The organism is Mesorhizobium sp. M5C.F.Ca.IN.020.29.1.1, from assembly GCF_003997375.1.
GTDB lineage: Bacteria > Pseudomonadota > Alphaproteobacteria > Rhizobiales > Rhizobiaceae > Mesorhizobium > Mesorhizobium wenxiniae.
Genome location: NZ_RZSW01000040.1, coordinates 1 through 22,352, shown reverse-complemented (window position 1 = coordinate 22,352; position 22,352 = coordinate 1). Strand labels below are relative to the sequence as shown.

The 22,352-nt window shown below is 61.9% G+C and carries 25 protein-coding genes; 17 read left to right on the top strand and 8 right to left on the bottom strand.

Translation table 11 applies throughout. From position 1 onward, the window contains the following. Window positions 1–64: 64 nt before the first annotated feature. The gene (locus tag EOA85_RS05910; protein ID WP_127208706.1) at window positions 65–538 is read right to left on the bottom strand and encodes a DUF2628 domain-containing protein; all 474 of its coding nucleotides are present in this window, start codon (window positions 536–538) and stop codon (window positions 65–67) included. A 3-nt stretch (window positions 539–541) separates the two neighbouring features. Then, entirely contained in the window at window positions 542–1,141 is a 600-nt protein-coding gene (gene hisB / locus EOA85_RS05905; RefSeq protein WP_065011535.1) for an imidazoleglycerol-phosphate dehydratase HisB, read from the bottom strand. Between the two features lie 224 nt (window positions 1,142–1,365). Between hisB and hslV the strand changes: the two genes are divergently transcribed. From hslV to EOA85_RS05880, 5 genes are all read left to right on the top strand, one after another. Beyond that, window positions 1,366–1,917, top strand: coding sequence for an ATP-dependent protease subunit HslV (hslV, locus tag EOA85_RS05900; protein ID WP_029347417.1), 552 nt, complete (start codon window positions 1,366–1,368; stop codon window positions 1,915–1,917). A gap of 73 nt (window positions 1,918–1,990) precedes the next feature. Next, window positions 1,991–2,506 carry a GNAT family N-acetyltransferase gene (locus EOA85_RS05895; RefSeq protein WP_065011675.1) on the top strand — a complete coding sequence of 172 codons (516 nt, stop codon included), beginning with the start codon at window positions 1,991–1,993 and terminating at the stop codon, window positions 2,504–2,506. A gap of 38 nt (window positions 2,507–2,544) precedes the next feature. Continuing rightward, window positions 2,545–3,144: a DUF2585 domain-containing protein gene (locus EOA85_RS05890; RefSeq protein WP_095517453.1), complete on the top strand. Its 600-nt coding sequence runs from the start codon at window positions 2,545–2,547 to the stop codon at window positions 3,142–3,144. 4 nt (window positions 3,145–3,148) lie between these two features. Then, the gene (gene hslU / locus EOA85_RS05885; RefSeq protein ID WP_065011538.1) at window positions 3,149–4,462 is read left to right on the top strand and encodes an ATP-dependent protease ATPase subunit HslU; all 1,314 of its coding nucleotides are present in this window, start codon (window positions 3,149–3,151) and stop codon (window positions 4,460–4,462) included. A gap of 255 nt (window positions 4,463–4,717) precedes the next feature. Then, window positions 4,718–5,677, top strand: a complete 960-nt coding sequence (locus EOA85_RS05880) for a DUF1402 family protein (protein WP_127208705.1) — start codon at window positions 4,718–4,720, stop codon at window positions 5,675–5,677. A gap of 155 nt (window positions 5,678–5,832) precedes the next feature. Here the strand turns inward: EOA85_RS05880 and EOA85_RS05875 are convergent, their stop codons facing one another. Next, window positions 5,833–6,726 (bottom strand): AraC family transcriptional regulator, encoded by an 894-nt coding sequence (locus tag EOA85_RS05875; protein WP_348627883.1) that lies wholly within the window; start codon window positions 6,724–6,726, stop codon window positions 5,833–5,835. A 182-nt stretch (window positions 6,727–6,908) separates the two neighbouring features. On the opposite strand from EOA85_RS05875, the gene EOA85_RS05870 reads away from it, so the two are divergent. From EOA85_RS05870 to EOA85_RS39795, 3 genes are read left to right on the top strand one after another with little or no spacing between them, the layout of a single operon-like run. After that, window positions 6,909–7,349 (top strand): DUF4437 domain-containing protein, encoded by a 441-nt coding sequence (locus EOA85_RS05870; protein ID WP_127208703.1) that lies wholly within the window; start codon window positions 6,909–6,911, stop codon window positions 7,347–7,349. A 12-nt stretch (window positions 7,350–7,361) separates the two neighbouring features. Then, window positions 7,362–7,757, top strand: coding sequence for an SDR family NAD(P)-dependent oxidoreductase (locus EOA85_RS39800; protein ID WP_127208702.1), 396 nt, complete (start codon window positions 7,362–7,364; stop codon window positions 7,755–7,757). A 4-nt stretch (window positions 7,758–7,761) separates the two neighbouring features. Further along, window positions 7,762–8,079: an SDR family oxidoreductase gene (locus EOA85_RS39795; RefSeq protein ID WP_164759503.1), complete on the top strand. Its 318-nt coding sequence runs from the start codon at window positions 7,762–7,764 to the stop codon at window positions 8,077–8,079. A 68-nt stretch (window positions 8,080–8,147) separates the two neighbouring features. Here EOA85_RS39795 and EOA85_RS05855 read toward each other — a convergent pair whose 3' ends face one another. The 3 genes from EOA85_RS05855 to EOA85_RS05845 form a co-directional block, all read right to left on the bottom strand. Next, window positions 8,148–9,377 carry an FAD-dependent oxidoreductase gene (locus tag EOA85_RS05855; protein ID WP_127208700.1) on the bottom strand — a complete coding sequence of 410 codons (1,230 nt, stop codon included), beginning with the start codon at window positions 9,375–9,377 and terminating at the stop codon, window positions 8,148–8,150. 5 nt (window positions 9,378–9,382) lie between these two features. Then, the gene (locus EOA85_RS05850) at window positions 9,383–9,697 is read right to left on the bottom strand and encodes a MocE family 2Fe-2S type ferredoxin (RefSeq protein ID WP_095517459.1); all 315 of its coding nucleotides are present in this window, start codon (window positions 9,695–9,697) and stop codon (window positions 9,383–9,385) included. Between the two features lie 64 nt (window positions 9,698–9,761). Next, window positions 9,762–10,871 (bottom strand): fatty acid desaturase family protein, encoded by a 1,110-nt coding sequence (locus EOA85_RS05845; protein WP_164759501.1) that lies wholly within the window; start codon window positions 10,869–10,871, stop codon window positions 9,762–9,764. Between the two features lie 173 nt (window positions 10,872–11,044). Between EOA85_RS05845 and EOA85_RS05840 the strand changes: the two genes are divergently transcribed. The 7 genes from EOA85_RS05840 to EOA85_RS05810 all read left to right on the top strand — a co-directional run bounded on the left by EOA85_RS05840 (window position 11,045) and on the right by EOA85_RS05810 (window position 18,658). Next, window positions 11,045–12,076 carry a LacI family DNA-binding transcriptional regulator gene (locus tag EOA85_RS05840; protein WP_127208699.1) on the top strand — a complete coding sequence of 344 codons (1,032 nt, stop codon included), beginning with the start codon at window positions 11,045–11,047 and terminating at the stop codon, window positions 12,074–12,076. A gap of 381 nt (window positions 12,077–12,457) precedes the next feature. Beyond that, window positions 12,458–13,399 carry a sugar ABC transporter substrate-binding protein gene (locus EOA85_RS05835; RefSeq protein WP_095517462.1) on the top strand — a complete coding sequence of 314 codons (942 nt, stop codon included), beginning with the start codon at window positions 12,458–12,460 and terminating at the stop codon, window positions 13,397–13,399. A 156-nt stretch (window positions 13,400–13,555) separates the two neighbouring features. Next, on the top strand, window positions 13,556–14,632 hold the full coding sequence (locus EOA85_RS05830) for an ABC transporter permease (RefSeq protein ID WP_065011676.1): 1,077 nt from the start codon (window positions 13,556–13,558) through the stop codon (window positions 14,630–14,632). 2 nt (window positions 14,633–14,634) lie between these two features. Next, window positions 14,635–15,402, top strand: a complete 768-nt coding sequence (locus tag EOA85_RS05825; RefSeq protein WP_029347391.1) for an ATP-binding cassette domain-containing protein — start codon at window positions 14,635–14,637, stop codon at window positions 15,400–15,402. Between the two features lie 129 nt (window positions 15,403–15,531). Further along, the gene (iolG, locus tag EOA85_RS05820) at window positions 15,532–16,533 is read left to right on the top strand and encodes an inositol 2-dehydrogenase (protein WP_127208698.1); all 1,002 of its coding nucleotides are present in this window, start codon (window positions 15,532–15,534) and stop codon (window positions 16,531–16,533) included. 27 nt (window positions 16,534–16,560) lie between these two features. Beyond that, on the top strand, window positions 16,561–17,355 hold the full coding sequence (locus EOA85_RS05815; RefSeq protein ID WP_127208697.1) for an SDR family oxidoreductase: 795 nt from the start codon (window positions 16,561–16,563) through the stop codon (window positions 17,353–17,355). A gap of 211 nt (window positions 17,356–17,566) precedes the next feature. Then, window positions 17,567–18,658, top strand: a complete 1,092-nt coding sequence (locus EOA85_RS05810; RefSeq protein WP_127208696.1) for a 3-deoxy-7-phosphoheptulonate synthase — start codon at window positions 17,567–17,569, stop codon at window positions 18,656–18,658. 57 nt (window positions 18,659–18,715) lie between these two features. Here EOA85_RS05810 and EOA85_RS05805 read toward each other — a convergent pair whose 3' ends face one another. Next, complete coding sequence (locus tag EOA85_RS05805; RefSeq protein ID WP_127208695.1) at window positions 18,716–19,351, bottom strand: LysE family translocator; 636 nt, start codon at window positions 19,349–19,351, stop codon at window positions 18,716–18,718. A 126-nt stretch (window positions 19,352–19,477) separates the two neighbouring features. On the opposite strand from EOA85_RS05805, the gene EOA85_RS05800 reads away from it, so the two are divergent. Continuing rightward, the gene (locus EOA85_RS05800) at window positions 19,478–20,179 is read left to right on the top strand and encodes a YafY family protein (protein ID WP_127208694.1); all 702 of its coding nucleotides are present in this window, start codon (window positions 19,478–19,480) and stop codon (window positions 20,177–20,179) included. Window positions 20,180–20,203: 24 nt separating this feature from the next. On the opposite strand, the gene EOA85_RS05795 is transcribed toward EOA85_RS05800, so the two are convergent. Further along, window positions 20,204–21,313 carry a Gfo/Idh/MocA family oxidoreductase gene (locus EOA85_RS05795; protein ID WP_127208693.1) on the bottom strand — a complete coding sequence of 370 codons (1,110 nt, stop codon included), beginning with the start codon at window positions 21,311–21,313 and terminating at the stop codon, window positions 20,204–20,206. Between the two features lie 154 nt (window positions 21,314–21,467). Here EOA85_RS05795 and EOA85_RS05790 point away from each other — a divergent pair, with 154 nt between their 5' ends. Then, complete coding sequence (locus EOA85_RS05790) at window positions 21,468–22,313, top strand: MurR/RpiR family transcriptional regulator (protein WP_127208692.1); 846 nt, start codon at window positions 21,468–21,470, stop codon at window positions 22,311–22,313. Window positions 22,314–22,352 lie beyond the last annotated feature (39 nt).

Below are 22,352 nucleotides of genomic sequence, written 5' to 3'. Positions count from 1 at the left end.
CTCGAAGGCCTTGGTGGCCGAGCGCAGGTTGCCCGAGCCGTAGTCGATGATCGCGGCCCGCATGTCAGGGTCTTCCGGGAGTGTGGTTCAACCCTAGCGCGATGCCCATATGTGTCGGCCGGGCATGGGCGGCGTGCGGAACGATGCGCGGCACTGGCGCTTGCTCGTCCGCTTGCGCTTCGGCTTCCAGCACATAGCGCGTATCGGCATCGTCGAGCCTGTTGGCCTCGACGACGCCCCATTCATGCCAGCCACGACGGCGCAGTGCGGCGATCCGCAAGGCCTGACCCTCCAGCCCGATATAGAGCGATACAAGCAGCGACAGCAGCGGGCCGGCCAGCCCAAGCCTCAGCCCTTCGGCAAGCATCGAAAGGAGGGCCATGGCGACAAACGCCAGTGCTGCCTCGATCCACAACCGGTGCCAGAGCAACCACAGCGGCGACACCAGGAAGCCGAGCCAGGAAAAACCATCCCGGACAAAGGTTACATCAGGCTTTTCGCCGCGGCCCGGCGGTTCCATCACGACATAGACGGCCATGGCCTATCCCTTCAGAGATCCCTTGGTGGACGGAACCGCATCCGGCTGGCGCGGGTCGCTTTCAAGCGCGAAACGCAGCGCGCGCGCCACCGCCTTGAAGCAGGTCTCGGCGATGTGATGATTGTTTGCGCCGTAGTGGTTGGCGACATGCAGCGTGATGCCGGCATTCTGCGCCAGGGCCTGGAAGAATTCGCGCACCAGTTCGGTGTCGAACGTGCCGATCTTCGGCGACGAGAACGCAACGTTCCAGACAAGGAAAGGACGGCCGGAAACGTCGATCGCCGCGCGCGTCAGCGTCTCGTCCATGGCGAGATCGACCGAGGCATAGCGCATGATGCCGCGCCGCTCGCCCAACGCCTTGGCCAGCGCCTGGCCGAGCGCGATGCCGGTGTCCTCGACCGTGTGGTGGTCGTCTATGTGCAGATCGCCCTTGGCCTTGACTGTCATGTCGATCAGCGAATGGCGCGACAGCTGGTCCAGCATGTGGTCGAAGAAACCGACGCCCGTCGAAATATCGGATTTTCCCGAGCCGTCGACCTGGACCGACACGGAGATGTCGGTCTCCCCAGTCTTGCGGCTGGCGTTGGCGGAACGGGGCGGCATGACCTCATCCTTGTCCAGAGTTCAGACGTTCCAAGCGTCCACGTGCTTGAAAACGAGAGCCTTCTAGCAGCATGATCCGGCGATTGCCAGTTGCCATGCCAGGGGATATCGAGCCTGGCGGGTGGCTGGTTTGCAATCATCGGACCTATGCATACATATGGCCGATCAAGTCACTCGTAACGCGCCAATCGCCTTTTCGGGACCGGTGCTGATCGGAGCAGAAGATGTCGAATGAACTGACCATGCACGCCACGACCATCGTGACGGTGCGCAAGGGCGGCAAGGTGGTGATTGCCGGCGACGGCCAGGTCAGTCTCGGCCAGACCATCATGAAGGGCAATGCCAAGAAGGTGCGCCGCATCGGCAAAAGCGGCAATGTCATTGCCGGTTTCGCCGGCGCCACCGCTGACGCCTTCACCCTTCTGGAGCGGCTGGAGGCCAAGCTCGAACAATATCCGGAGCAATTGACGCGGGCCTGCGTCGAACTCGCCAAGGACTGGCGCACCGACCGCTATCTGCGCCGGCTTGAAGCGATGATGCTCGTTGCCGACAAATCGGTTTCGCTGGCGCTGACCGGCACCGGCGACGTGCTCGAACCCGAACATGGCGTCATGGCCATCGGTTCGGGCGGCAATTACGCGCTAGCCGCGGCGCGCGCACTGATGGACACCGACAAAGATGCCGAGGAGATCGCGCGCAAGGCGATGCAGATCGCATCCGACATTTGCGTCTACACCAACAACAACTTCGTCATCGAAACGCTCGATGCCGGCTGAACCGGCCGCTGGCCATGATCCCGAAAAGTGGAAACCGGTTTTTGCTCCACTGACCTTCGGTTCGGAGAAGATCATGGCCAAACAAGAAAATAGATACGATTTTCGGCCGGTGACGGAGTCGGACCTGCCGATGATTGCGGCATGGCTGGCCGAGCCGCATGTCGCGGAGTGGTGGGATGATCCGGAGACGGAGATCGCCCAGATCCGCCAACACATCGACAGCATTTCCGTCGAACCGCTGATCATCGAGCTCGATGGCGAGCCGATCGGCTACATGCAGAGCTACGACCCGCATCTGGAAGACGGCCATCCCTATAGCGACCAGCCGTTCGGTACGCTCGGCATAGATTTGTCGATCGGCAGGCCTGAGCTTATCGGACGCGGCCACGGCTCGGCAATTGTCCGGCAGTTCGTGGAACAGCTGTTCGAGGAAGGGGCGCCGCGTGTCATCATCGACCCGGATCCATCCAACGGACGAGCGATCCGCGCCTATGAAAAGGCCGGTTTCAGAGCTATCGATCGAAGGCAATCGGAATATGGCGACGCCGTGCTGATGGCAATCGACGCCGAAGAGGACGATATCGAATAAGGCGACGCCGAATAAAGCCGAAGAGGGGCAGTAACAGCATGAGCACAACCGGCGCCGACAAACCCGTCTCGGCCTATGAAGACAGCTGGCGGATGGGACTTCTGCTGGTCCTCGGCCTGATCATATTCCAGGCCGGAGTCCTTTACGGCATGGGCCGAACCCCGATCTGCACATGCGGCTACGTCAAGCTGTGGCACGGCATCGTGCAGAGTTCGGAGAATTCCCAGCATATTTCCGACTGGTACACATTCTCGCACCTCATCCACGGCTTCCTGTTCTATGCGCTGGCGTGGGCTCTGTTCCCGCGCTCGCCGATCGGGCTCAGGCTGGCATTTGCGGTCGTCATTGAGGGCGGTTGGGAACTTCTCGAGAACAGCCCGTTGATCATCGAGCGCTATCGCGCCGGCACGATCTCCCTCGACTACTATGGCGACAGCATCATCAATTCGGTGGCGGACACGCTGGCGATGGTGCTGGGATTTGTGATGGCGCGCAGGCTTCCTATATGGGTGATCGTGACCCTGGCCGTCATCTTCGAATTCGGTGTCGGCTACCTCATCCGGGACAATCTGACGCTCAACGTGATCATGCTGCTGCATCCGTTCGAGTCCATCCGGCAGTGGCAAAGTGGAATTTAGGAATATGAGCACATTCTCGCCCCGTGAAATCGTTTCGGAACTCGATCGCTTCATCATCGGCCAGAAGGACGCCAAGCGTGCCGTGGCCATCGCCCTGCGCAATCGCTGGCGCCGCCAGCAGCTCGAAGGCCAGATGCGTGAAGAGGTGATGCCGAAGAACATCCTGATGATCGGCCCGACCGGCGTCGGCAAGACCGAGATCTCGCGCCGCCTGGCACGCCTTGCCGGTGCGCCGTTCGTCAAGGTCGAGGCGACCAAGTTCACCGAAGTCGGCTATGTCGGCCGCGACGTCGAGCAGATCATCCGCGACCTGGTCGAGATCGCCATCGGCCTGGTGCGCGAGAAGATGCGCGAGGATGTCAAGGCGCGCGCCCATATCAATGCCGAGGAACGTGTGCTGGAAGCGCTCGTCGGCAAGACGGCGAGCCCCGGCACACGTGACAATTTCCGCAAGAAGCTGCGCGACGGCGAGCTCGACAACAAGGAGATCGAGATCGAAGTAAGCGACACCGGCACTGGCGGCATGCCCGGCTTCGAGATTCCCGGCATGCCGGGCGCAAATATCGGCGTGTTGAACATCAACGACATGCTGTCGAAAGCGATGGGCGGCCAGAAGACCAAGACGCGCAAGACGACGGTGAAGGAATCGTACACGGTGCTGGTCGGCGACGAGTCCGACAAGCTGCTCGACCAGGACGAGGTGGTGCGCAGGGCGCTCGAATCGACCGAAAACGACGGCATCGTCTTCCTCGACGAGATCGACAAGATCGCCTCGCGGGAAGGCGGCATGGGCGCCGGTGTTTCCCGCGAAGGCGTGCAGCGCGACCTGCTGCCGCTTGTCGAAGGCACAACGGTGGCGACCAAATACGGACCGGTGAAGACCGACCACATCCTGTTCATCGCATCGGGTGCGTTTCACATCGCCAAGCCGTCGGACCTGCTGCCGGAACTGCAGGGCCGACTGCCGATCCGCGTCGAGCTGCGTGCACTGGAGAAGGACGATTTCGTCCGCATCCTGACCGAGACCGAGGCCAGCCTGATCAAGCAGTACATCGCGCTGATGAAGACCGAGGGCGTCGATCTCGTCTTCACCGACGACGCCATCGATTCGCTGGCCGGCATTGCGGTTGATCTCAACGCCAGCGTCGAGAACATCGGCGCCAGGCGGCTGCAGACGGTCATGGAGCGGGTGCTGGATGAGATCTCCTATGACGCGCCGGACCGGCACGGCACGGCGGTGACCATCGACGCAGCCTATGTGCAAAAGCATGTCGGCGACCTGTCCAGAAACACGGATTTGTCGCGTTTCATCCTGTAGCAGGCAATCCATCCCACAAGAAATGGGCCGGGGGAGCCGGCAAGTTCTGAAACGTGTGGCCAAATGGAAGCATCTGGCCAGCTTTTGTCTTGCCCGGCGCAGGGGCCCTCGACTCCACTTCCAGCTTTACCTAGTTTGCCCGGCAACTACAGCGCCGCGCATCAGTTGGGCGTGCAAAGGGCGCTATACAGTTGGTTTTGCGCATGACCCCGAAGATCGATTCGGGGGATCATGCGCTTTTGCAGGCGGCGGCGCATGAAAAAACTGATCCTCGTCATTCTCGGGCTGACGCTGGCGACAGCCATGTTCGCCGCCGAAGCGGCGACGATGGTCCCGCCGGGCAACAGTCATGCCGAGCAGCCCAACATACCGGGCGCCTCGAGCCGGCGCACCCAAGCCACCAACACCACCTTCCAGGCAAAATACCGCAAGGTCTATGCGCTGCTGCAGCACGACGCCGGTCTTCGCGGCAAGATCAGCCAAGCGGCGGCGACCTATGGCATCGACCCGATGCATATCGTCGGCGCCATCGTCGGCGAGCACACCTACAATGTCGACGCCTACGACCGGCTGCAGACCTACTACGTCAAGGCGATCTCTTATCTGTCGAGCAAGCTGTCTTTCGCCTATGAAGGCGAGGACATCACCGATTTTATGCAGCGGCCGCAATTCCAGGAATGCGCCGGCAAATCGGACAGTTATGCGCTGTGGGAATGCCGCGAGCAGGTGTGGAACCAGTCCTTTCGCGGCAAGACTGTCGGCGGTGAGAGCTTCCCCGACGACCGCTTCGGCGCCACTTTCTTCCAGCCCTATTATGCCGGCCAGACTTTTGGCCTCGGTCAGCTCAATCCGCTGACGGCGTTGCAGATGAGCGATCTCGTGCACCAGGTTTCCGGCCTGCCGAAGCTCGACGTCGGCGATCCGAACGCGGTCTACAAGACCATCATGGATCCGGACCTGACATTGGATTATGTCGCAGCGACGATCCGGAAATCGATCGATGCCTACCAGAGCATTGCCGGCTTCGACATATCGGGCAATCCCGGCATCACATCGACGCTCTACAATGTCGGCAATCCGGAACAGCGTGCCCATGCGCTGAAGGCCGAGAACGACAGGCGCCGCGACGCGGGCGAACCGGAGAAGCTGCCCGAGGAAAATTACTATGGCTGGCTGGTCAACGACAAATTGCCGGAGCTGAAGGCGCTGTTTTAGTTGTTAAATCACGCTTGGTACCTGACGACCACAGCCGCCCTGGGGTGGAGCCCCTGTTGGTGAGAGCCGATACAAGAGCGCAAATGCGCCAATAAGCGGATGAGGCACTCGGCCAAGGAGCTCATTGCCCTTGATGCAATGTCCTTCATCCGCACTTAGGCTCGGGGTTCGCGCCTCACTTCGGAAGCCGTTCGTAAGCGCCTAAGTTGCCCAGGAGGGTTTCCTGTGGTCCGCTTGAAGGCACGGCTGAAAGCGGCTTCGGAAGCATATCCCAGGCGCGCGGCGATGGCTGGGATCGTCAGGCTCGGGTCAAGGAGCAGGCGTTTTGCTTCGCACATTCGGAATTCGAGCACATAGCGGGCCGGCGATACCCCAAGCACATGTGAAAAACGTTCGGCGAAGGTCGACCGCGACATGGCCGCAGTTCTCGCCAATCGGGCCAGAGACCAGTTTTCCCCCGGTCTCGTATGGATGTCGAGCAGGGCGGGGCCAAGTCCTCGATCGCGCAGCGCAGCGAGCCAGCCTCGGCGATGATCATCGCTATCCCTGGCCCAATCGCGAACAATGATGCTGATGGCCGCATCAGCCAGACGGGCCATTATTGTGGCCGAGCCGACGCTTTCTTCCGCCATCTCCGCCGCCATTACCTCCAGCAGCATGCCGAGAGATCGGGCGCGGTTCGGTCCCTCGCGAAGCACAAGTTTTGCGGGCATGGTCCCAATCAATCGATCGGCCAGCGGTTCCTCGAAATCCACGGTGCAGCAGAAAATGAGGGATCGGGCACCCCCGCCGCCGGTGTTGAGCGAATAGCTTGTGCCGGATATCTGTCTTGGCCCCAAGAGGGCGAGATCGGTCACCGCGCTCTCAGGGTCGTCGGCGATGACATGTTTGGTGCCATGTGGCAGGAGCACGACATCGCCCTGGTCCAGCCGCTCTGGTTCAGACCCCTCGATAAGCACCCAACAGCTGCCTTCGGCGACGAAATGGAAGCGAATTCCCTTTTGGAATTGCAGGCCGATGCCCAAGGCCGCGTTACCTCGGCCCGGCAGTAACTCGCTTCCGCTGGCCTGAGATCACGCAGGAACTGTCCAAGAAGATGGACGACAGGATCGGCAGAATTGGAATGATCGAGCATACATCTCGGACGCAGTATCATTGTTCGTCCGGCATTCCACAATAGGCTCTTCTCTGCTGCCAGTAGATTCGTGGCAACGTGGCAACATTGAGGGAGATGTCAGTGTCTTTTCCAAAGCTCGTGGCGGCGGTAGCCGCGGTTATTGTCCTGCCGTCTCAGACTTACGCCCTGGAGAATACATACCTGCCCGTTGAGAAGGTGCCGTATTATGAGGAAATGCCTGACCAGCCCCACCGGCTGGGCCCCTTATGGGGCAAGCGCGATGTGGGTCCGGCTGGAACGCTGCTGAAAGTCCCGGGGGGATGGCAAGCACCGATACATGCACATACGGCAGACTATCAGGGCATTGTCATTGAGGGCACCTGGGGCCACTGGGTGCCGGAAACGGGTGAGGGCCGAAACATCGAGCTGCAGCCCGGATCATATTGGACCCAGAAGGCAGACCAGATGCATGCCGATGCCTGTATGTCGGTAAAGCAGTGCGTGATCCTTCTTATCAACACCGAACCTTATTCCACTCTTTTCAAGAGCCGATAGCTGGACATCAACATGGAGCGTGACCTGGACGGACAGAGGGTGGTTGTCGTCGGCGCGAGCTCCGGAATCGGGCATGCCGTGGCTTGGGAGGTGGCGGCCCGCGGCGCGGAGGTCGTTATGATGTCCCGCTCCATGGACAAGCTCCAACGCGCATCAGAAGGCATGCCGGGACATGTGCGGCTTCATGCAGCCGATATGCGCGATGCGGTTGGCGTCGCCAATGCCCTTGCCGATTACGACACAATTGACCATCTGGTCCTCACTGCAGTCGCCGACGAACTGGCGCGGGCAAAGCCGCTCGCCGATCTGACGGATGAGGATGTCGAACGCAGCTCGACAAGATGCGAGGTTACTTCACAGTCGTGCAGGCTGCATCGCATCGCCTTTCGCCCACTGGCTCGATCGTGATGATGTGCGGCGCGGCGGCGGTCCGCCCTCCCGCTATGGGTTCTCCCTTCTTGCCGCTGAAGGTGCTTCCATTCCGGGTTTCGGCAAGGCGCTTGCCAGGGAGCTTTCACCCGTTCGCGTGACCGTGGTCATGGCAGGGCTGGTGGATACGCCTATAAACAGCGCACGCCGTGAGCAAAGTGCGAAGTCGGCTGAAACCTCGCTGCCCGCTCGCCGCTTTGGACAGCCGGAAGATTTGGCGGATGCGATTATCTTCGCAATGCGCAATCCATATACGACAGGTGGAATTCTGGTTGTGGATGGAGGCCTGCTGATTGCCTGACAAAGACAGAGCTTGCCTTCGTCTGGGCGCGTTCCGTCATTCCAATAGTTCGGGGAACCCGCCGCGGCTCACGCCGCCAGCAGCGACTTCAGCTTGATCGTTTGCGAGCCGAGCGCCTCAGGCGCCGGCTTTGCCCTCTTGGCGATCAGCATCTCGGCCAGCCTTATGTCGCGGCCGACCGAATTGCCGGGGCCGATGCCGCTCGCCGCGACCAGCCTGCCGTCCTCGGCGAGGTGGAACAGGATGAAGGCGCCATCGTCGAGGTCGCGGCGCACAACCTTGCTGCCCTGGTCCGGCAGGCCTGATACCTGCAAGGTCAGGCCGTATTGATCCGACCAGAACCATGGCACCGCCGCGTGGCTTTCACCGGCGCCAAGCATGTTCCTGGCCGCAAGCGCGCCATGCTCCTGCGCGTTCCGCCAGGCTTCCAGCCGCACGCGCCGGCCGCCATAGACGGCAAGCGGAAACGAGCAGCAATCGCCGGCGGCGAAGATGTCCGGATCGCTGGTGCGAAGCTCGGCATCGACAGCTATGCCGTTGTCGATCGTCAGCCCCGCTTCCGCGGCAAGTCCGGTCACCGGCACGGCGCCGATGCCGATCACTGCCAGGTCGGCGACGATGTCCTTTCCGCCCGCAAGCGCAATGCGCACCCCGGCGCCGTCGTCGGCGATCGCCGAGATGCCGTCGCCGCACAGGATTTTGACGCCTTCGGCTTCATGCGCCTCGTGGATGATTTTGGCGATCTCGGCCGGCACGCCGCGCATCAGGATCCGCGGCTGCGCCTCGATGACGGTGGCCGTGGCCCCCAGCCTGCGTGCCGCGGCGGCGAGCTCAAGACCGATGAAGCCGCCGCCGACGATGGCGATTCGGTTTCCGGCGCTGAGATGCGCGCGAATGGCCAGCGCGTCATTAAAGGTCCGGAGGTAGACGCAGCGCGCGCCAAGCCCCGGCATCGGCAGCTTACGCGGAGTTGAGCCGGTCGCCAGCAAGAGTTTGTCGTAAGGCAGGACCGAACCGTCCGACAGGTGCACGACGTGCGCCGCGCAGTCGATCGCCATCGCCTGAACCGAATGGATATGCCGGATCGACCTCTCGGACAGTATTTCATCGCTGGCGATCGCCTTGATCTCGGGCGCATCACTAGCCATCGCTTCTTTCGACAGCGGCGGCCGCTCATAGGGCAGATGCGGCTCGTCACCGATCAGCGTCACCGGCCCGTCATAGCCGAGATCGCGCAACGCCAAGGCAGCCCGCCCGCCGCATTCGCCGGCACCGATGATGACCATCCCGTTCGTCATCACCGTCACCCTATCTGCACCAGGACTTTGCCGGCGTCGAGCTTGACCGGATAAGTCCTGAGATTGACGCAGACCGGCGCGCCCCTGGCCGCACCGGTCTTGTAGCTGAAGCGGCCATTGTGCTTCGGGCATTCAATGATGTCGTCCATCACCAGCCCGTCAGCCAGATGCACCTTCTCATGCGTGCACAAACCGTCCGTCGCGAAATATTCGTCGTCGGGGCTGCGATAGATGGCGAAGGTGCGTCCGCCATGGTCGAACCGCATCACGTCCTCTTCGTCGATGTCTTCGGCGTCACAGGCCTCGACCCAGTCGCTCATCAGTCCTCCCGGCAGAATTTTGCTTGGTCAGCTTGCCCGGCATGTTGCTTGGCATGGGCGCATATCATTCCGCTGCTGCCGCGACAGCATCGTTGTCGTTGTGAAATTCCTCGCGATAGGGCTTCGCGGTCGGCGGCAGTTCGCGCTTGAGGAAATAGTCTTCATTGCGCAGCTGGCGCAGGAAGGCAGGCACCATCTCGCGATAGCCGGCCAGGATCGACTGCGTCGGCGCTGGCAGGTCGTGCTTGATCATCTCGTGCAGCCTGGGCAGCGCGTGGTAGGGTACCATCGGGAACATATGGTGCTCGACATGGTAGTTCATGTTCCAGTAGATGAAGCGGCTGATCGGGTTCATGTAGACGGTGCGGCTGTTGAGGCGATGGTCGACTACATTTTCGGCGAGGCCGCCATGCTGCAGCAGGCCGGTCATGACATGATGCCAGGCGCCGTAAAGCCGGGGCAGACCGACCAGCATCAAGGGCAGGAACGACCCGCTATAAATTGCCAGCACGATGGTCGCGGCATAGATCGCGGTCCAGATGCGGGCAATGCGGATCGCCTTTGGCTGCTCCTGCTCGGGAATGAAGGTCTTTTCCGCCGGGCTGATGATGCCGGCCGCATTGCGCACCATGTCGCTCATGGCATGCCAGGCATCGACAATGCCGAAGAAATTTAGCACGACGCGCAACAGGTCCGGTGGGCGCATCACCGCGATTTCTGGATCGCGGCCGACGATGATCGTATCGGTGTGATGCCGGGTATGGCTCCAGCGCCAGGTCACCGGATTGCGCATGATCATGAAGCAGGCGAGCTGATAGATCACGTCGTTCATCCACTGCGTCCTGAACGCGGTGCCGTGACCGCATTCGTGCCAGCGGGAATCGGTGGAAGAGCCGTAAACGACGCCATAGACGAAGAAGAACGGCACGCACCACCAGGTGCCCCAGAACCAGGCGCCGCCTGCGCCGCTAAGGATCAGGACGGCGAGCCAGATGATGGTGTCGCGGATCGCCGGGCCGTCGGAGCGCTGCATTAGCTCCTTCATCTGCTTGCGCGGGATATCGGTATGATACCATTCGGCCGCCGCCAGCCCGGTCTCGACGGCGAGCTTGGCGTCGCGGCCGATCAGGCTGTAGTCGCGCCGGGACGGTGCTGCGTCCAACATTGCGTCCATGAGAGTGCCTCCACCAGCGTCCTGCAACCCGCCCGGTCAATGACCAGGCCGTGGTTGCAGGCCTCGAAGCCTAGAAGTAACGCCAAGCCATGATGGGCTCAATATCACAAAGATGGTTTCTATCATTTTCCATCAGAATGATGTAAACCAATTTGGCAAGCGGAGAGATAGCCATGGCAAAACGGCCGACCATCACCGATCTGGCGCGCACCTCCGGCGTCAGCGTCGCCACCGTCGACCGGGTGCTGAACAACCGCCTGCCGGTGCGCGAGGAAACCGCGCGCCGCGTCTATGAGGCCGCCACCAGCATCGGCTACCACGCCGCCGGGCTGATCAAACAGCGGATGCGCCAGGAACTGCCGGAATATCGGCTCGGCTTTCTGCTGCTGAGGGGCAATGATGTTTTCTACAGCGATTTCGCGCGGGAACTCGAACTGGCGGTCTCGCAATCGCAGCGCTTCCGCGGCGTCGCAACCATCGATTTCGCCAGTTCGCTGGCCCCCGACGAGATCGCCGCCCAGATGCGCAAGCTGGCGGCGAAATCCAGGGCGGTCGCGCTTGTCGGTCCGGACCATCCGACGCTGACGGCAGCCGTCGAGACCCTGAAGGCAAAGGGGCAACCCGTCTTCTCTCTGCTATCCGACTTTGCCGCCGGCATCCGCGAGGGCTATGTCGGCCTCGACAACCGCAAGGTCGGTCGTACCGCGGCCTGGATGATCGCCAGGGCGGCGAGGAAGCCTGGCAAGGTAGCACTTTTTGTCGGCAGCCATCGCTTCCATGGCCATGAGCTACGCGAGATCGGCTTCAGATCATTTTTCCGCGAGCATGCGCCGGAATTCACGGTGATGGAGACGCTGGTCAACCTGGAAGCCAACCAGGTGACCCATGATGCGATGATCGATCTTCTGGCGCGGTACCCGGATCTTGCCGGCTGCTACGTCGCCGGCGGCGGCATGGAAGGCGCGGTTTCCGCGCTCAGGGCAGCGAGGCCCGTAAATATGCCGGTGGTGGTTTGCAATGAGATCAACGCCGAGTCGCGCGCGGCGCTCGCCGACAACATCCTGACCATGGTGATTTCGACGCCGCTGGCAGCACTATGCCGCGAGCTTGTCGATCTGATGGCGCATGCCATCGAGGCAGGCGCTGCCAACGCGCCGGGCCAGACCTTCCTGCCCTTCGACATCTATCTGCCGGAAAACATCTAGATTCGGGCAAAACATCTAGGCTCAGCCAATGCATCCAGGTTCAGATCGGGCACCACGATGCATCGGCAATGATGTGAACCATCAGCCTGATGGATTCTTGCAGAAGATTTGCCGGCGCTCAGCCGCGTTGCCCGAAAATCCGCCATCCGATTTCGGAATCTCCTTGACGCCCGCAGGCGGAATGGAATAAATATTTCACCAGATAGGTATTTTGGTTCTTTCGTTCCGGAACATCTGTTTCAAGCAGAGGACTTGGCGTTCCAGCCAACGCGGAAATCGCCATCGGGAACGGAGATGGCAATCGGGAGAGATTCCCCTGGAGATCGGGGATTCCGGGTAGATCGGTGCAGCCGGACACCAATTCTGTGGAGGAGAGATAAAATGAAGAAACTGCTGTTGGGCGCCGCATTCTTGGCGCTGATGAGCTCGTCCGCCCTCGCTGCCAAAATCGGCGTGTCAATGGCGCTGTTCGACGACAATTTTCTCACGGTGCTGCGCAACGGCATGATCGAGCAGGCCAAGGGCATGGACGGCGTGGAGTTGCAGGTCGAGGACGCGCAGAACGACGTCGCCAAGCAGCTCGACCAGATCAAGAACTTTGTCGCCTCGGGCGTCGACGCGATCATCGTCAATCCGGTCGACACCTCGGCCACCCAGGCAATGTCGGACGCGGCCGCTGCGGCCAATGTTCCGCTGGTCTATGTCAACCGCGAGCCGGTCAATGTCGACACGCTGCCGGACAACCAGGCCTTCGTCGCCTCGAACGAGGTTGAGTCAGGCACTCTCGAGACCCAGGAAGTCTGCCGCCTGTTCAAGGAAGCCGGCAAGACCGAGGCCAATGTCTACGTGATCATGGGCGAGCTGTCGAACCAGGCCGCGGTGCAGCGCACCAAGGACATTGACGATGTGATCGCCACTCCGGAATGCAGCTTCATCAAGATCATCGACAAGCAGACGTCGAACTGGAAACGCGAGGAAGCGCAGAACCTGATGACCAACTGGCTGTCGACCGGCAAGCCGTTCGACGGTGTGATCGCCAACAATGACGAAAGCGCCATCGGTGCGATCCAGGCCATGAAGGCTGCCAACATCGATATGAAGTCGGTTGTCGTCGGCGGCGTGGACGCCACTCAGGACGCGCTTGCCGCGATGCAGGCGGGCGATCTCGACGTCACCGTATTCCAGGATGCGGCCGGCCAGGGTGCCGGGGCGCTGGACGCGGCGCTCAAGCTTTCCAAGGGCGAGGCGGTTGAACAGAAGGTCTACATCCCCTTCCAGCTGGTCACGCCGGCAAACATCGACAAGTTCCTGCAGAAGAACTGAGGCAGAGGACCCGTTTTTCGATAGGGAGCGGCGCGGCAGAGCATCGGACCGATTTGAGAATCCGATGTCGAAAAAACAAAAAAGCGCCTCTCCTCCTTTCCCTTATCGCCGAAACAGCCGGCGGGAGGGCGACTACGGCTGATGGAGGATCAAGATTTGGCACAGACAACCCATGGCGTCGGCGGACTCAGCTATGATGCGAAGAAGCGCACATGGCCTGCCGAATTCAACGTTTTCCTGGCGCTCATCATCCTCGTCGGCGCCTTCGAGCTGATAGGCCGCGTCTTTCTTGGCGACAGCTTCCTGTTCAACACCCGCGCCAATGTCGATACGATCTTCAACGAGGCGCGCCTGCAGATCATCATCCTGCAGGTATCGATCGTCGGCATCATCGCCATCGGTGTGACGCAAGTGATCATTTCCGGCGGCATCGATCTTTCCTCGGGTTCGGTCGTCGGCGCCACGGCGATGATCGCCATGAGCTTCGCCCAGGTGGCGACGGTCAACGGCAACCCTAACCCCAAGGCGATGTTCATCGAGCAGGGCTGGACTGACCTGCCGGTGATCGTGCCGGTGCTTGTCGCGATCGGCTGCGGCCTGCTGGCGGGCCTGATCAACGGAACGCTGGTCGCCTACACCCGCATTCCGCCGTTCATCGCCACGCTTGGCATGATGGTCACCGCGCGCGGCGTCGCCAAATGGTGGTCCAAGGGGCAGCCGATCTCGTTTCCCACCGAAAGTTTCGCCGCCATCGGCAAGGGGCTGATGCCGGTCATCATCTTCATATCGCTGGCGATTTTGTTCCAGCTGATCCTGTCATACACCAGGTACGGCAAGCACTGTTATGCCATCGGCTCCAACGAGGACGCCGCCCGCATGTCCGGCATAAATGTCCAGAACCACAAGATCCTCGTCTTCGTCATTGCCGGCATCCTCGCCTCGCTTGCTGCCGTGGTGCTGAGCTCCAAGAACCTCACCGCTCAGGCCGGCATGGGCGTGATGTACGAACTGGACGCGATCGCCATGGCGGTCATCGGCGGCGTCTCGCTGTCTGGCGGCCGCGGCTCGATCATCGGAACGGTGATCGGTGCGCTGATCTTCGGCGTCATCATCTCCGGCTTCACCTTCCTGCGCCTCGACGCCTACTACCAGGAGATGGTCAAGGGTGTGATCATCATCGGCGCAGTCGTTCTCGATCAGTGGCGCCAGCGCCTGCGGGCAATGAGGGCTTGATCATGTCAGACATCGTCCTGAAGACCGAAAACCTGACCAAATACTATGGCGGCGTGCATGCGCTCGAAGGCGCGAACTTCGAACTGCGCAAGGGCGAGCATGTCGCCATCATGGGCGACAACGGCGCCGGCAAATCGACCTTCGTGCGCCAGATCACGGCCGTCGAGCAGCGCACCAGCGGCAAGGTCTGGTTCGACGGCAAGGAAGTGAACTTCGCCGGCCCGATCGCCGCGCGCGAGGCGGGCATCGAAACGGTGTTCCAGAACCTTGCGCTCGCCGACGATCTCGACGTGCCGTCGAACCTGTTTCTCGGCCGCGAAAAGGTGCTTTTCAATCTCGGGCCGTTCTCGATCCTCGATCGCAAGTTCATGCGTAAGGCGACCGAGGCAGCGCTGATCCGCACGGCGGTCAAGATTCCCAACCTTTCCAACACCATCCGCCACATGTCGGGCGGCCAGCGCCAGTGCGTGGCAATCGCCAGAACCGCGACTTTTGCGTCCAAGCTCATCATCATGGACGAGCCGACGGCAGCACTTGGTGTGCAGGAGACGATGCAGGTCGAAAACATCATCCGCACGCTGAAAGCCAATGGCGAGCCGCTGATCCTGATCAGTCACAACATGCGCCAGGTGTTTGATCTGGTCGACCGCATCGTCGTCTTCCGACGCGGCCGCATCGTCGCCAATCTGCGCAAGCAGGACACCGACGGCAACGACGTTGTCTCTTACATCACCGGCGCCAAGACCGGGGAGGCAGAACTTGCGGCCTAAGGCGAATGCCGGCGCGGCGGGTCATCGGCCGGTCGCCGAGCAACCGCAATAAGAAAATCTACTGCGCCTTGCCGTGAACGGTGCATTAAAGACGCACTTCCATTTCGAACAATCCTCAAAGGAAATCCCATGTCTCTCCGCTTCGCTCTTCTCGGTGCAGGCCGCATCGGCAAGGTTCACGCCCGTGCCGTCGGTTCCAATCCGCAGGCCAGACTGGTCGCAGTTGCCGATGCCTTCGAGAAGGCGGCGACGGATCTGGCGTCGGCCTATGGCGCGGAAGTACGCACTATCGAGGCCATCGAAAAAGCCGGGGATATCGATGCGGTCATCATCTGCACGCCGACCGACACCCATGCCGATCTGATTGAGCGGTTCGCCAAGGCCGGCAAGGCGATCTTCTGCGAGAAGCCGATCGACCTCGACGCCGGCAGAGTGGAAGAATGCTTGGCTGTGGTCGACAAGGCCGGCGCCACTTTGATGGTCGGCTTCAACCGCCGCTTCGATCCGCATTTCGCCGCCGTGCGCAAGGCGATCGACGACGGTGCCATCGGCACCGTCGAGATGGTGACCATCACGTCGCGCGATCCCGGCCCGCCGCCGCTCGACTATATCGGCCGCTCGGGCGGCATCTTCCGCGACATGACCATCCATGATTTCGACATGGCGCGCTTCCTGCTCGGCGAGGAGCCGGTGGCGGTCAGCGCCCATGCCTCGGTGCTGGTCGACAGACAAATCGGCGAGGCCGGCGATTTCGACAGCGTCAGCGTCATCCTCGAAACCGCCTCCGGCAAGCAGTGCATCATCTCCAATTCGCGGCGCTCCACCTATGGCTACGACCAGCGCATCGAGGTGCATGGCTCGAAAGGCATGGTCGCGGCCGAGAACCAGCGGCCGGTGTCGATCGAACTGGCCAATGAGAAAGGCTATACGCGCCCGCCGCTGCACGACTTCTTCATGACCCGCTACCTCGACGCCTATGCCAACGAGATCGCCGCCTTCATCGCGGCGGCGACATCAGGCAACAAGGCCGCACCGAGCGGCAAGGATGGGCTCGTCGCGCTGCGGCTGGCGGACGCGGCGCTAAAATCGGCCAGGGACGGCAAGACCGTCCGCCTCGACAAGACCATCTGAAGCAACACCAAGCACAGGAGCAAGGCGATGAACGGTTCCGCCGGTCGCAATTCCGAAACACGCGCCATCGTCACCGGCGGCGCGCAAGGCATCGGCTTCGCCGTCGCCGAGGCGCTGTCCGATGAGGGCTGCCGGGCGTTGGCGCTAATCGGACGCTCGCAGGAGAAGGGCGACAAGGCCGTCGCCACCCTCAAGAAGTCGGGCGTCGACGCGATGTTCATCAGCGCCGATGTCGCCCAAGTGGCCGACTGCAGGCGGGCCGTCGAAACGGCGATCGCTCATTTCGGCACCGTCAACGCGCTGGTCAACGCCGCCGCCACCTCGGCCCGCGGATCACTGGTCGAGACCTCCGAGGAAACATTCGACCAGATCTTCCAGACCAATGTGCGCGGCCCCTTCTTCCTGATGCAGGCTCTGGTGGCGCACCTGCTCGACCGCAAGGCGCCTGGCTCGATTGTCAACGTGCTGTCGATGTCGGCGCATTGCGGCCAGTCGTTCCTGACGCCCTATTCGTCGAGCAAGGGCGCTCTCATGACGCTGACCAAGAATGTCGCCAACGCCTATCGCAGCAATCGCATCCGCTGCAACGCGGTGCTGCCTGGCTGGATGGACACCGAGGGCGAGGACATCGTGCAGAAGAAATGGCACGCGGCACCCGACGACTGGCTGGAAAAGGCCGAGGCCGCGCAGCCGATGGGCCAGTTGGTGAAGCCGGACCAGCTTGCCCGGCTGATCAGCTATATGGTCAGCCCGCAGTCGGGCGTCATGACCGGATCGCTGGTCGATTACGACCAGAACGTTGCCGGAGCGGGCGCAGAATAGCATCAGGGCGTGACAAGCGCCCCGGCTTCGGCTATAGGGCTGGCATGATCCACCTGACCGCCTCGTTCTGGTACTTTAGCTACGGCAGCTCGCTGGCGGCGGGAGGATTGCGCTCGATCTGAAGATTGCAGCATCAAAATCCGAACAGCCGCCAGACCTGGGCGGCTTTTTTGTTTCAGCCGGCAGGTCTCCCAATCAGGAGCAGAAAGCCGTGTTGGCCACCACCGACGATCTTCGGGTCAAGGAAATAAGGGAATTGAGTACGCCGGACCAGGTGATGCGGGAGATACCGCGCACGCTGACGGCCACGCGGACCGTTACCGCTTCACGCAACGCGATCCACGCCGTGCTGACCGGCGCCGATGATCGGCTGATCGTCGTCGTCGGCCCCTGCTCGATCCACGATCCGGACGCTGCCGTAGACTATGCCAGCCGTCTGGCGACGCTTCGAGAGAGCCTGTCGGGCCGGCTGGAGGTCGTGATGCGCGTGTATTTCGAGAAGCCGCGCACGACGATCGGCTGGAAGGGCCTGATCAACGATCCCGACCTGGACGGCAGCTTCAATATCGACAAGGGACTGAGGCTGGCCCGCAACGTGCTCTCCGCCGTCAACAATCTCGGCCTTCCGGCGGCGACCGAATTCCTCGACATGACCACTCCGCAATATATTGCCGACCTCGTTGCCTGGGGGGCGATCGGCGCGCGCACGACAGAGAGCCAGATCCATCGGGAACTCGCATCCGGCCTGTCCTGCCCTGTTGGCTTCAAGAACGGCACCGACGGCAATTTGCGGATCGCCGCCGAGGCGGTGAAATCCGCCGCCCAGCCGCATCATTTCATGGCGGTGACGAAGGGCGGGCGCAGCGCCATCGCGACGACCACCGGCAACGAGGACTGCCACGTCATCCTGCGCGGCGGCATTGTGCCGAACTATGACGCAACGAGCATAGCTGCCGCCTGCGCGGAGCTCGGTCGGGTCGGGGTAGCACCTCGGCTGATGATCGATGTCAGCCACGCCAACAGCAACAAGAAGCCTGAGAACCAGCCGACGGTGGCGGCTGACGTGGCGGGCCAGGTCGCAGCAGGCGACGCGCGCATCATCGGCGTCATGATCGAGAGCAACCTCGTCGCCGGCCGGCAGGAGGTCATGCCCAACAAGCCGCTGGTCTATGGCCAGAGCATCACCGATGGCTGCATTGACTGGGCAACCACCGAGACGGTGCTGCACGGCCTTGCCGACGCCGTCGAGCGGCGCCGGTCAGCGCGACGCGCAATGATATCGAGCCGTCCGGGAGCCGCCTGACGCGCTCCTCTTGTGGCAAGGGTGCTGAAACACGGCAGCGCGGCGTTCCCCGGCGGATCACGCCGCGCTGAGTCCTTCCCAGACAGTGAACACCGAGACGGCGAACAGCAACAGCCCAGCCGCCCGGCCGGCAAGAACGGTCGCCTGCGGATTGGCGACCAGCAGGTTACGGCTGCGGCCGGCGGTGATCGCAAGCCCGCCATAGATGGCGGCCTGGGTGAGGACCGTCAGCAACCCCATGACGGTTGCCTGCATCCAGATCGGACCGTAGGCGGGCTTCAAGAACTGCGGATAGACGGCAAGGACGAAAAGATACGCCTTCGGATTGATCAGGCAGGTCACCAGCCCTTGGCGAAACGCCTTCCAGGCAGTGCGGCTGCCGGCGGGCGCGTTATCGCCGACGGTGATGGAGCTGCGCATCAGAGTAATGCCGATGAAGGCCATATAGGCGGCGCCGGCGATCAGGAGCGGCTTGAACAGGATCGGCACGAAATGCATCAGCAGGCCGACGCCGACCGCGCCGTTCAGCGTATGCACCATGCCGCCCAGCATGATGCCGCCGGTCGCCGCCAATCCTCTGTCGCGTCCGCCGGTCAGCGCATTGGCAAGCACGAACAGCATGTCCATGCCCGGCACGGCGATAATGCCGAACAGGAGAATGAAGAACAGCCAGAGGTTTTCCGTGTAGCTCATGCCAGTTGCCTGCCGTCTGGCGCCGCAAAGCCGCAGCGGACCCTGTTGATTTTCAAACCGATAGGCCGCCCTATAGGTGATCCCAACTGACGGGGTGTTGTCAGTTGCCTTCGAGGTTTGAGTGAATTGCGCAAGGCGTCGCGTCTATTCGAGATCATCCAGATCCTGCGGCTAGCCAGAAAGCCGGTGACCGCGGCAATGATTGCCGAGCGTCTGGAAGTGACGATGCGCTCGGTCTATCGCGATATTGCCGCTTTGCAGGCGATGCGTGTGCCGATCCAAGGCGGCCGCGGCATTGGCTATATCCTGCGCCCCGGCTTCGACCTGCCGCCGCTGATTTTTTCGATCGAGGAGATGGAGGCGATCGTGTTGTCGCTGGCGTTGCTGGAGCGCACCGGCGACAGCGAGCTGAAGCAGGCGGCCAAGCGCGTCAGCGCCAAGATCGCCGGCGCGGTGCCGCCGCCTTTGCGCCAGACGCTCGATGCCAACGCCCTGCATGCCTGGGGATTCGCAGCACCTTCGGCCTCGGCGGTCGATCTGGCGCTGGTTCGCCGCGCCATCCGCGACGAGGAAAAGCTCGACCTCTCCTATTGCGATGAAGCGGGCCGGGCGACCGAACGCATCATCCGCCCGATCGCCCTCATCTACTATGCCGAAACCGCCAACATCGTCGCATGGTGCGAACTCCGCCAGGCCATCCGCAATTTCCGCAGCGACCGCATCGATGACTGCCAGCCGACAGGCCTATGGTTCAAGGGCGAAGGCGATGATCTGCGGCAGCTCTGGGTGGACGGGTGGGAGATCAACGCCACAACCGCCGGCAACTGATGCGTCGCCGGCTTCCAGGTTGAGCTATCTAACATCCATCCAGCGCTTTTCCTCGAACGAGCGCGCCATCGCATGCACGGTGCGCTCGATTTCAAGTCCTTCGTCGAAATCGATGATGCGCGCCGGCTTGCCGGCAAGCCGCGCCAAAAGTTCCCGGCATTCGATGATCTTGAGGTCGTTGAAGCCGAGACCGTGGCCGGGTGCCGGCAGGAAGGCGTCGTAGGGCTTGTGATGCGGCGCCACCAGGATAGTGCGATAGCCTTGCTCGGTCGGCCGGTCTGATGTGAGGTAGAGCTGGAACTCGTTCATCCGCTCCTGGTCGTACAGGATCGAGCCCTTCGAGCCGAAGATCTGGATGGCGATCCGGCCCTTGCGGCCCCAGGCCGAACGATTGACCAGCAGCGTGCCGGCAATGCCGTTTTCGAGATGCATCAGCACGTTGGCGATGTCGTAGGTCTCGACCGCGCGGCGCCCGCCCGACGCAACGCGGCGATCGGCATAGGGTTTTGCCATATCGCACATCACGCGGGCGACGCGGCCGAACAGCACGGCGACCAGCGACAGCGGATGCACGGCGAAATCGTCGAGCGCGCCGTAACCGGACGCCGCCTCGTGCTTCCAGAAGAACAGCGCCTCCGGGTCGGCCATGAAATCCTCATCCATCTCGACGCGCAGATGGTTGACCTCGCCGATGATTTTTTCGTCGAGCAGCGCACCGATATGACGGATGGCCGGGTTCTGGATGTAGTTGTAGCCGAGAGCGGCCACCTTGCCGGACTTTTGCGCCGCCGCCGCCATGGCTTGCGCCTCGGCAAAACTCGGCGCCATCGGCTTTTCGCACCACAGATGCTTGCCGGCTTCGAGGATGGCGATGGCCATTTCCGGGTGGAACTGGTTGGGCGTGGTCAGCGAGACGATATCGATATCCGGATCATCGACGACGGCACGCCAGTCGCCGGAGGCCCTGGCGAAGCCGAATTCGCTGGCACGACGTTTGGCAAGATCCTCATTGACCTCGCCGAGATGGACCAGCCTTGGCTTGGCCACGTCGGAAAAGGCGGTGCCGACCGCGTTCCAGGCGATGGCGTGACACTTGCCCATGAAGCCCGTGCCGATAAGACCGACTCCGACCATTTCCCTTGTCTCCGTCGCCAGAAAGATTGTGTGGATGAATTAGTCCATTTTATCCAGAAATGGAACGCATGCCTCATTTTTTATGGCCTTCTTGCACAGGCTCGCTATGATGGGGCACACACGGCATCGACTGACGAGCCTGGGCGGAGCGACGATGGACGAACGGGTGCCCCGCGATTTCGAGACGCTGCGGACGACGATCCTGGAACGGCGCCATAGCCTGCCCAAGCGTATCGCGCAGATCGCCGCCTATGCGCTCGACAATCCTGACGACATTGCCTTCGGCACGGCCGCCAGCATCGCCGCTTCGGCCGGCGTCCAGCCTTCGACCTTGATCCGTTTCGCCCAGCAGCTCGGCTTCGACGGCTTCACCAGTCTGCAGCTGGTGTTTCGCGAGCGCCTGCGTGAGCGCAATTCGTCCTATGACGAAAGACTGGCGGCATTGCGCGCCAAGGCCGAGGAAGGCGCCGGTCACCGGGCGATCTTCGACGGCTTCGTCGCCGCGGCCAGCACCTCGCTCAACGATGTTTCAGGCAGGTTGAACGAAGACCATTTCGAAGATGCGATCGCCTTGCTGGCAAAGGCGGAGACCATCTATGTGCTGGCCAAGCGCCGCTCGTATCCGGTCGCCTCCTACATCGCCTATGCGCTGGGCAAGCTCAAGATCCGCAACCAGCTGATCGAATCGGCCGCCGGCCTCAACGCCGAGATGATCAGCTTTGCCTCGCCCAGGGATGCCGTCATCGCCATCAGTTTCTCACCCTATGCCCCGGCGGCCATCGACGAGGCGCGCGTCATTTCCGAGCAAGGCGTTCCGATCGTGGCGATCACAGACAGTTCCTTTTCGCCGCTCGCCCAGTTCGCCAAGGTCTGGTTCGAGGTCGCCGAGGCCGATTTCGCCGGCTTCCGCTCGTTGTCAGCGACGATGGCGCTGGCCATGGCGCTGACCGTTGCGGTTGGCGAGAAGCGGCGCGAAGCTGGCCGCAAGCCCAAGGCCTGACAGGCTACTTTTCAGCAAAGGAATGCGCGTTCCATATTG

Excerpts from the sequence above, each read along its gene's own strand:
- EOA85_RS05845 (WP_164759501.1), bottom strand. The coding sequence starts at position 10,871 with ATGGACGCAATGTTGGACGCAGCACCGTCCCGGCGCGACTACAGCCTG.
- hslV (WP_029347417.1), top strand. The coding sequence starts at position 1,366 with ATGTCGAATGAACTGACCATGCACGCCACGACCATCGTGACGGTGCGC.
- EOA85_RS05805 (WP_127208695.1), bottom strand. The coding sequence starts at position 19,351 with ATGAGCTACACGGAAAACCTCTGGCTGTTCTTCATTCTCCTGTTCGGC.
- EOA85_RS05870 (WP_127208703.1), top strand. The coding sequence starts at position 6,909 with ATGTCAGTGTCTTTTCCAAAGCTCGTGGCGGCGGTAGCCGCGGTTATT.
- EOA85_RS05825 (WP_029347391.1), top strand. The coding sequence starts at position 14,635 with ATGTCAGACATCGTCCTGAAGACCGAAAACCTGACCAAATACTATGGC.
- EOA85_RS05840 (WP_127208699.1), top strand. The coding sequence starts at position 11,045 with ATGGCAAAACGGCCGACCATCACCGATCTGGCGCGCACCTCCGGCGTC.
- EOA85_RS05795 (WP_127208693.1), bottom strand. The coding sequence starts at position 21,313 with ATGGTCGGAGTCGGTCTTATCGGCACGGGCTTCATGGGCAAGTGTCAC.
- EOA85_RS05850 (WP_095517459.1), bottom strand. The coding sequence starts at position 9,697 with ATGAGCGACTGGGTCGAGGCCTGTGACGCCGAAGACATCGACGAAGAG.
- hslU (WP_065011538.1), top strand. The coding sequence starts at position 3,149 with ATGAGCACATTCTCGCCCCGTGAAATCGTTTCGGAACTCGATCGCTTC.
- EOA85_RS05815 (WP_127208697.1), top strand. The coding sequence starts at position 16,561 with ATGAACGGTTCCGCCGGTCGCAATTCCGAAACACGCGCCATCGTCACC.
- EOA85_RS05880 (WP_127208705.1), top strand. The coding sequence starts at position 4,718 with ATGAAAAAACTGATCCTCGTCATTCTCGGGCTGACGCTGGCGACAGCC.
- EOA85_RS05855 (WP_127208700.1), bottom strand. The coding sequence starts at position 9,377 with ATGACGAACGGGATGGTCATCATCGGTGCCGGCGAATGCGGCGGGCGG.
- EOA85_RS39800 (WP_127208702.1), top strand. The coding sequence starts at position 7,362 with ATGGAGCGTGACCTGGACGGACAGAGGGTGGTTGTCGTCGGCGCGAGC.
- EOA85_RS05790 (WP_127208692.1), top strand. The coding sequence starts at position 21,468 with ATGGACGAACGGGTGCCCCGCGATTTCGAGACGCTGCGGACGACGATC.
- EOA85_RS05895 (WP_065011675.1), top strand. The coding sequence starts at position 1,991 with ATGGCCAAACAAGAAAATAGATACGATTTTCGGCCGGTGACGGAGTCG.
- EOA85_RS05890 (WP_095517453.1), top strand. The coding sequence starts at position 2,545 with ATGAGCACAACCGGCGCCGACAAACCCGTCTCGGCCTATGAAGACAGC.
- EOA85_RS05910 (WP_127208706.1), bottom strand. The coding sequence starts at position 538 with ATGGCCGTCTATGTCGTGATGGAACCGCCGGGCCGCGGCGAAAAGCCT.
- iolG (WP_127208698.1), top strand. The coding sequence starts at position 15,532 with ATGTCTCTCCGCTTCGCTCTTCTCGGTGCAGGCCGCATCGGCAAGGTT.
- EOA85_RS05835 (WP_095517462.1), top strand. The coding sequence starts at position 12,458 with ATGAAGAAACTGCTGTTGGGCGCCGCATTCTTGGCGCTGATGAGCTCG.
- hisB (WP_065011535.1), bottom strand. The coding sequence starts at position 1,141 with ATGCCGCCCCGTTCCGCCAACGCCAGCCGCAAGACTGGGGAGACCGAC.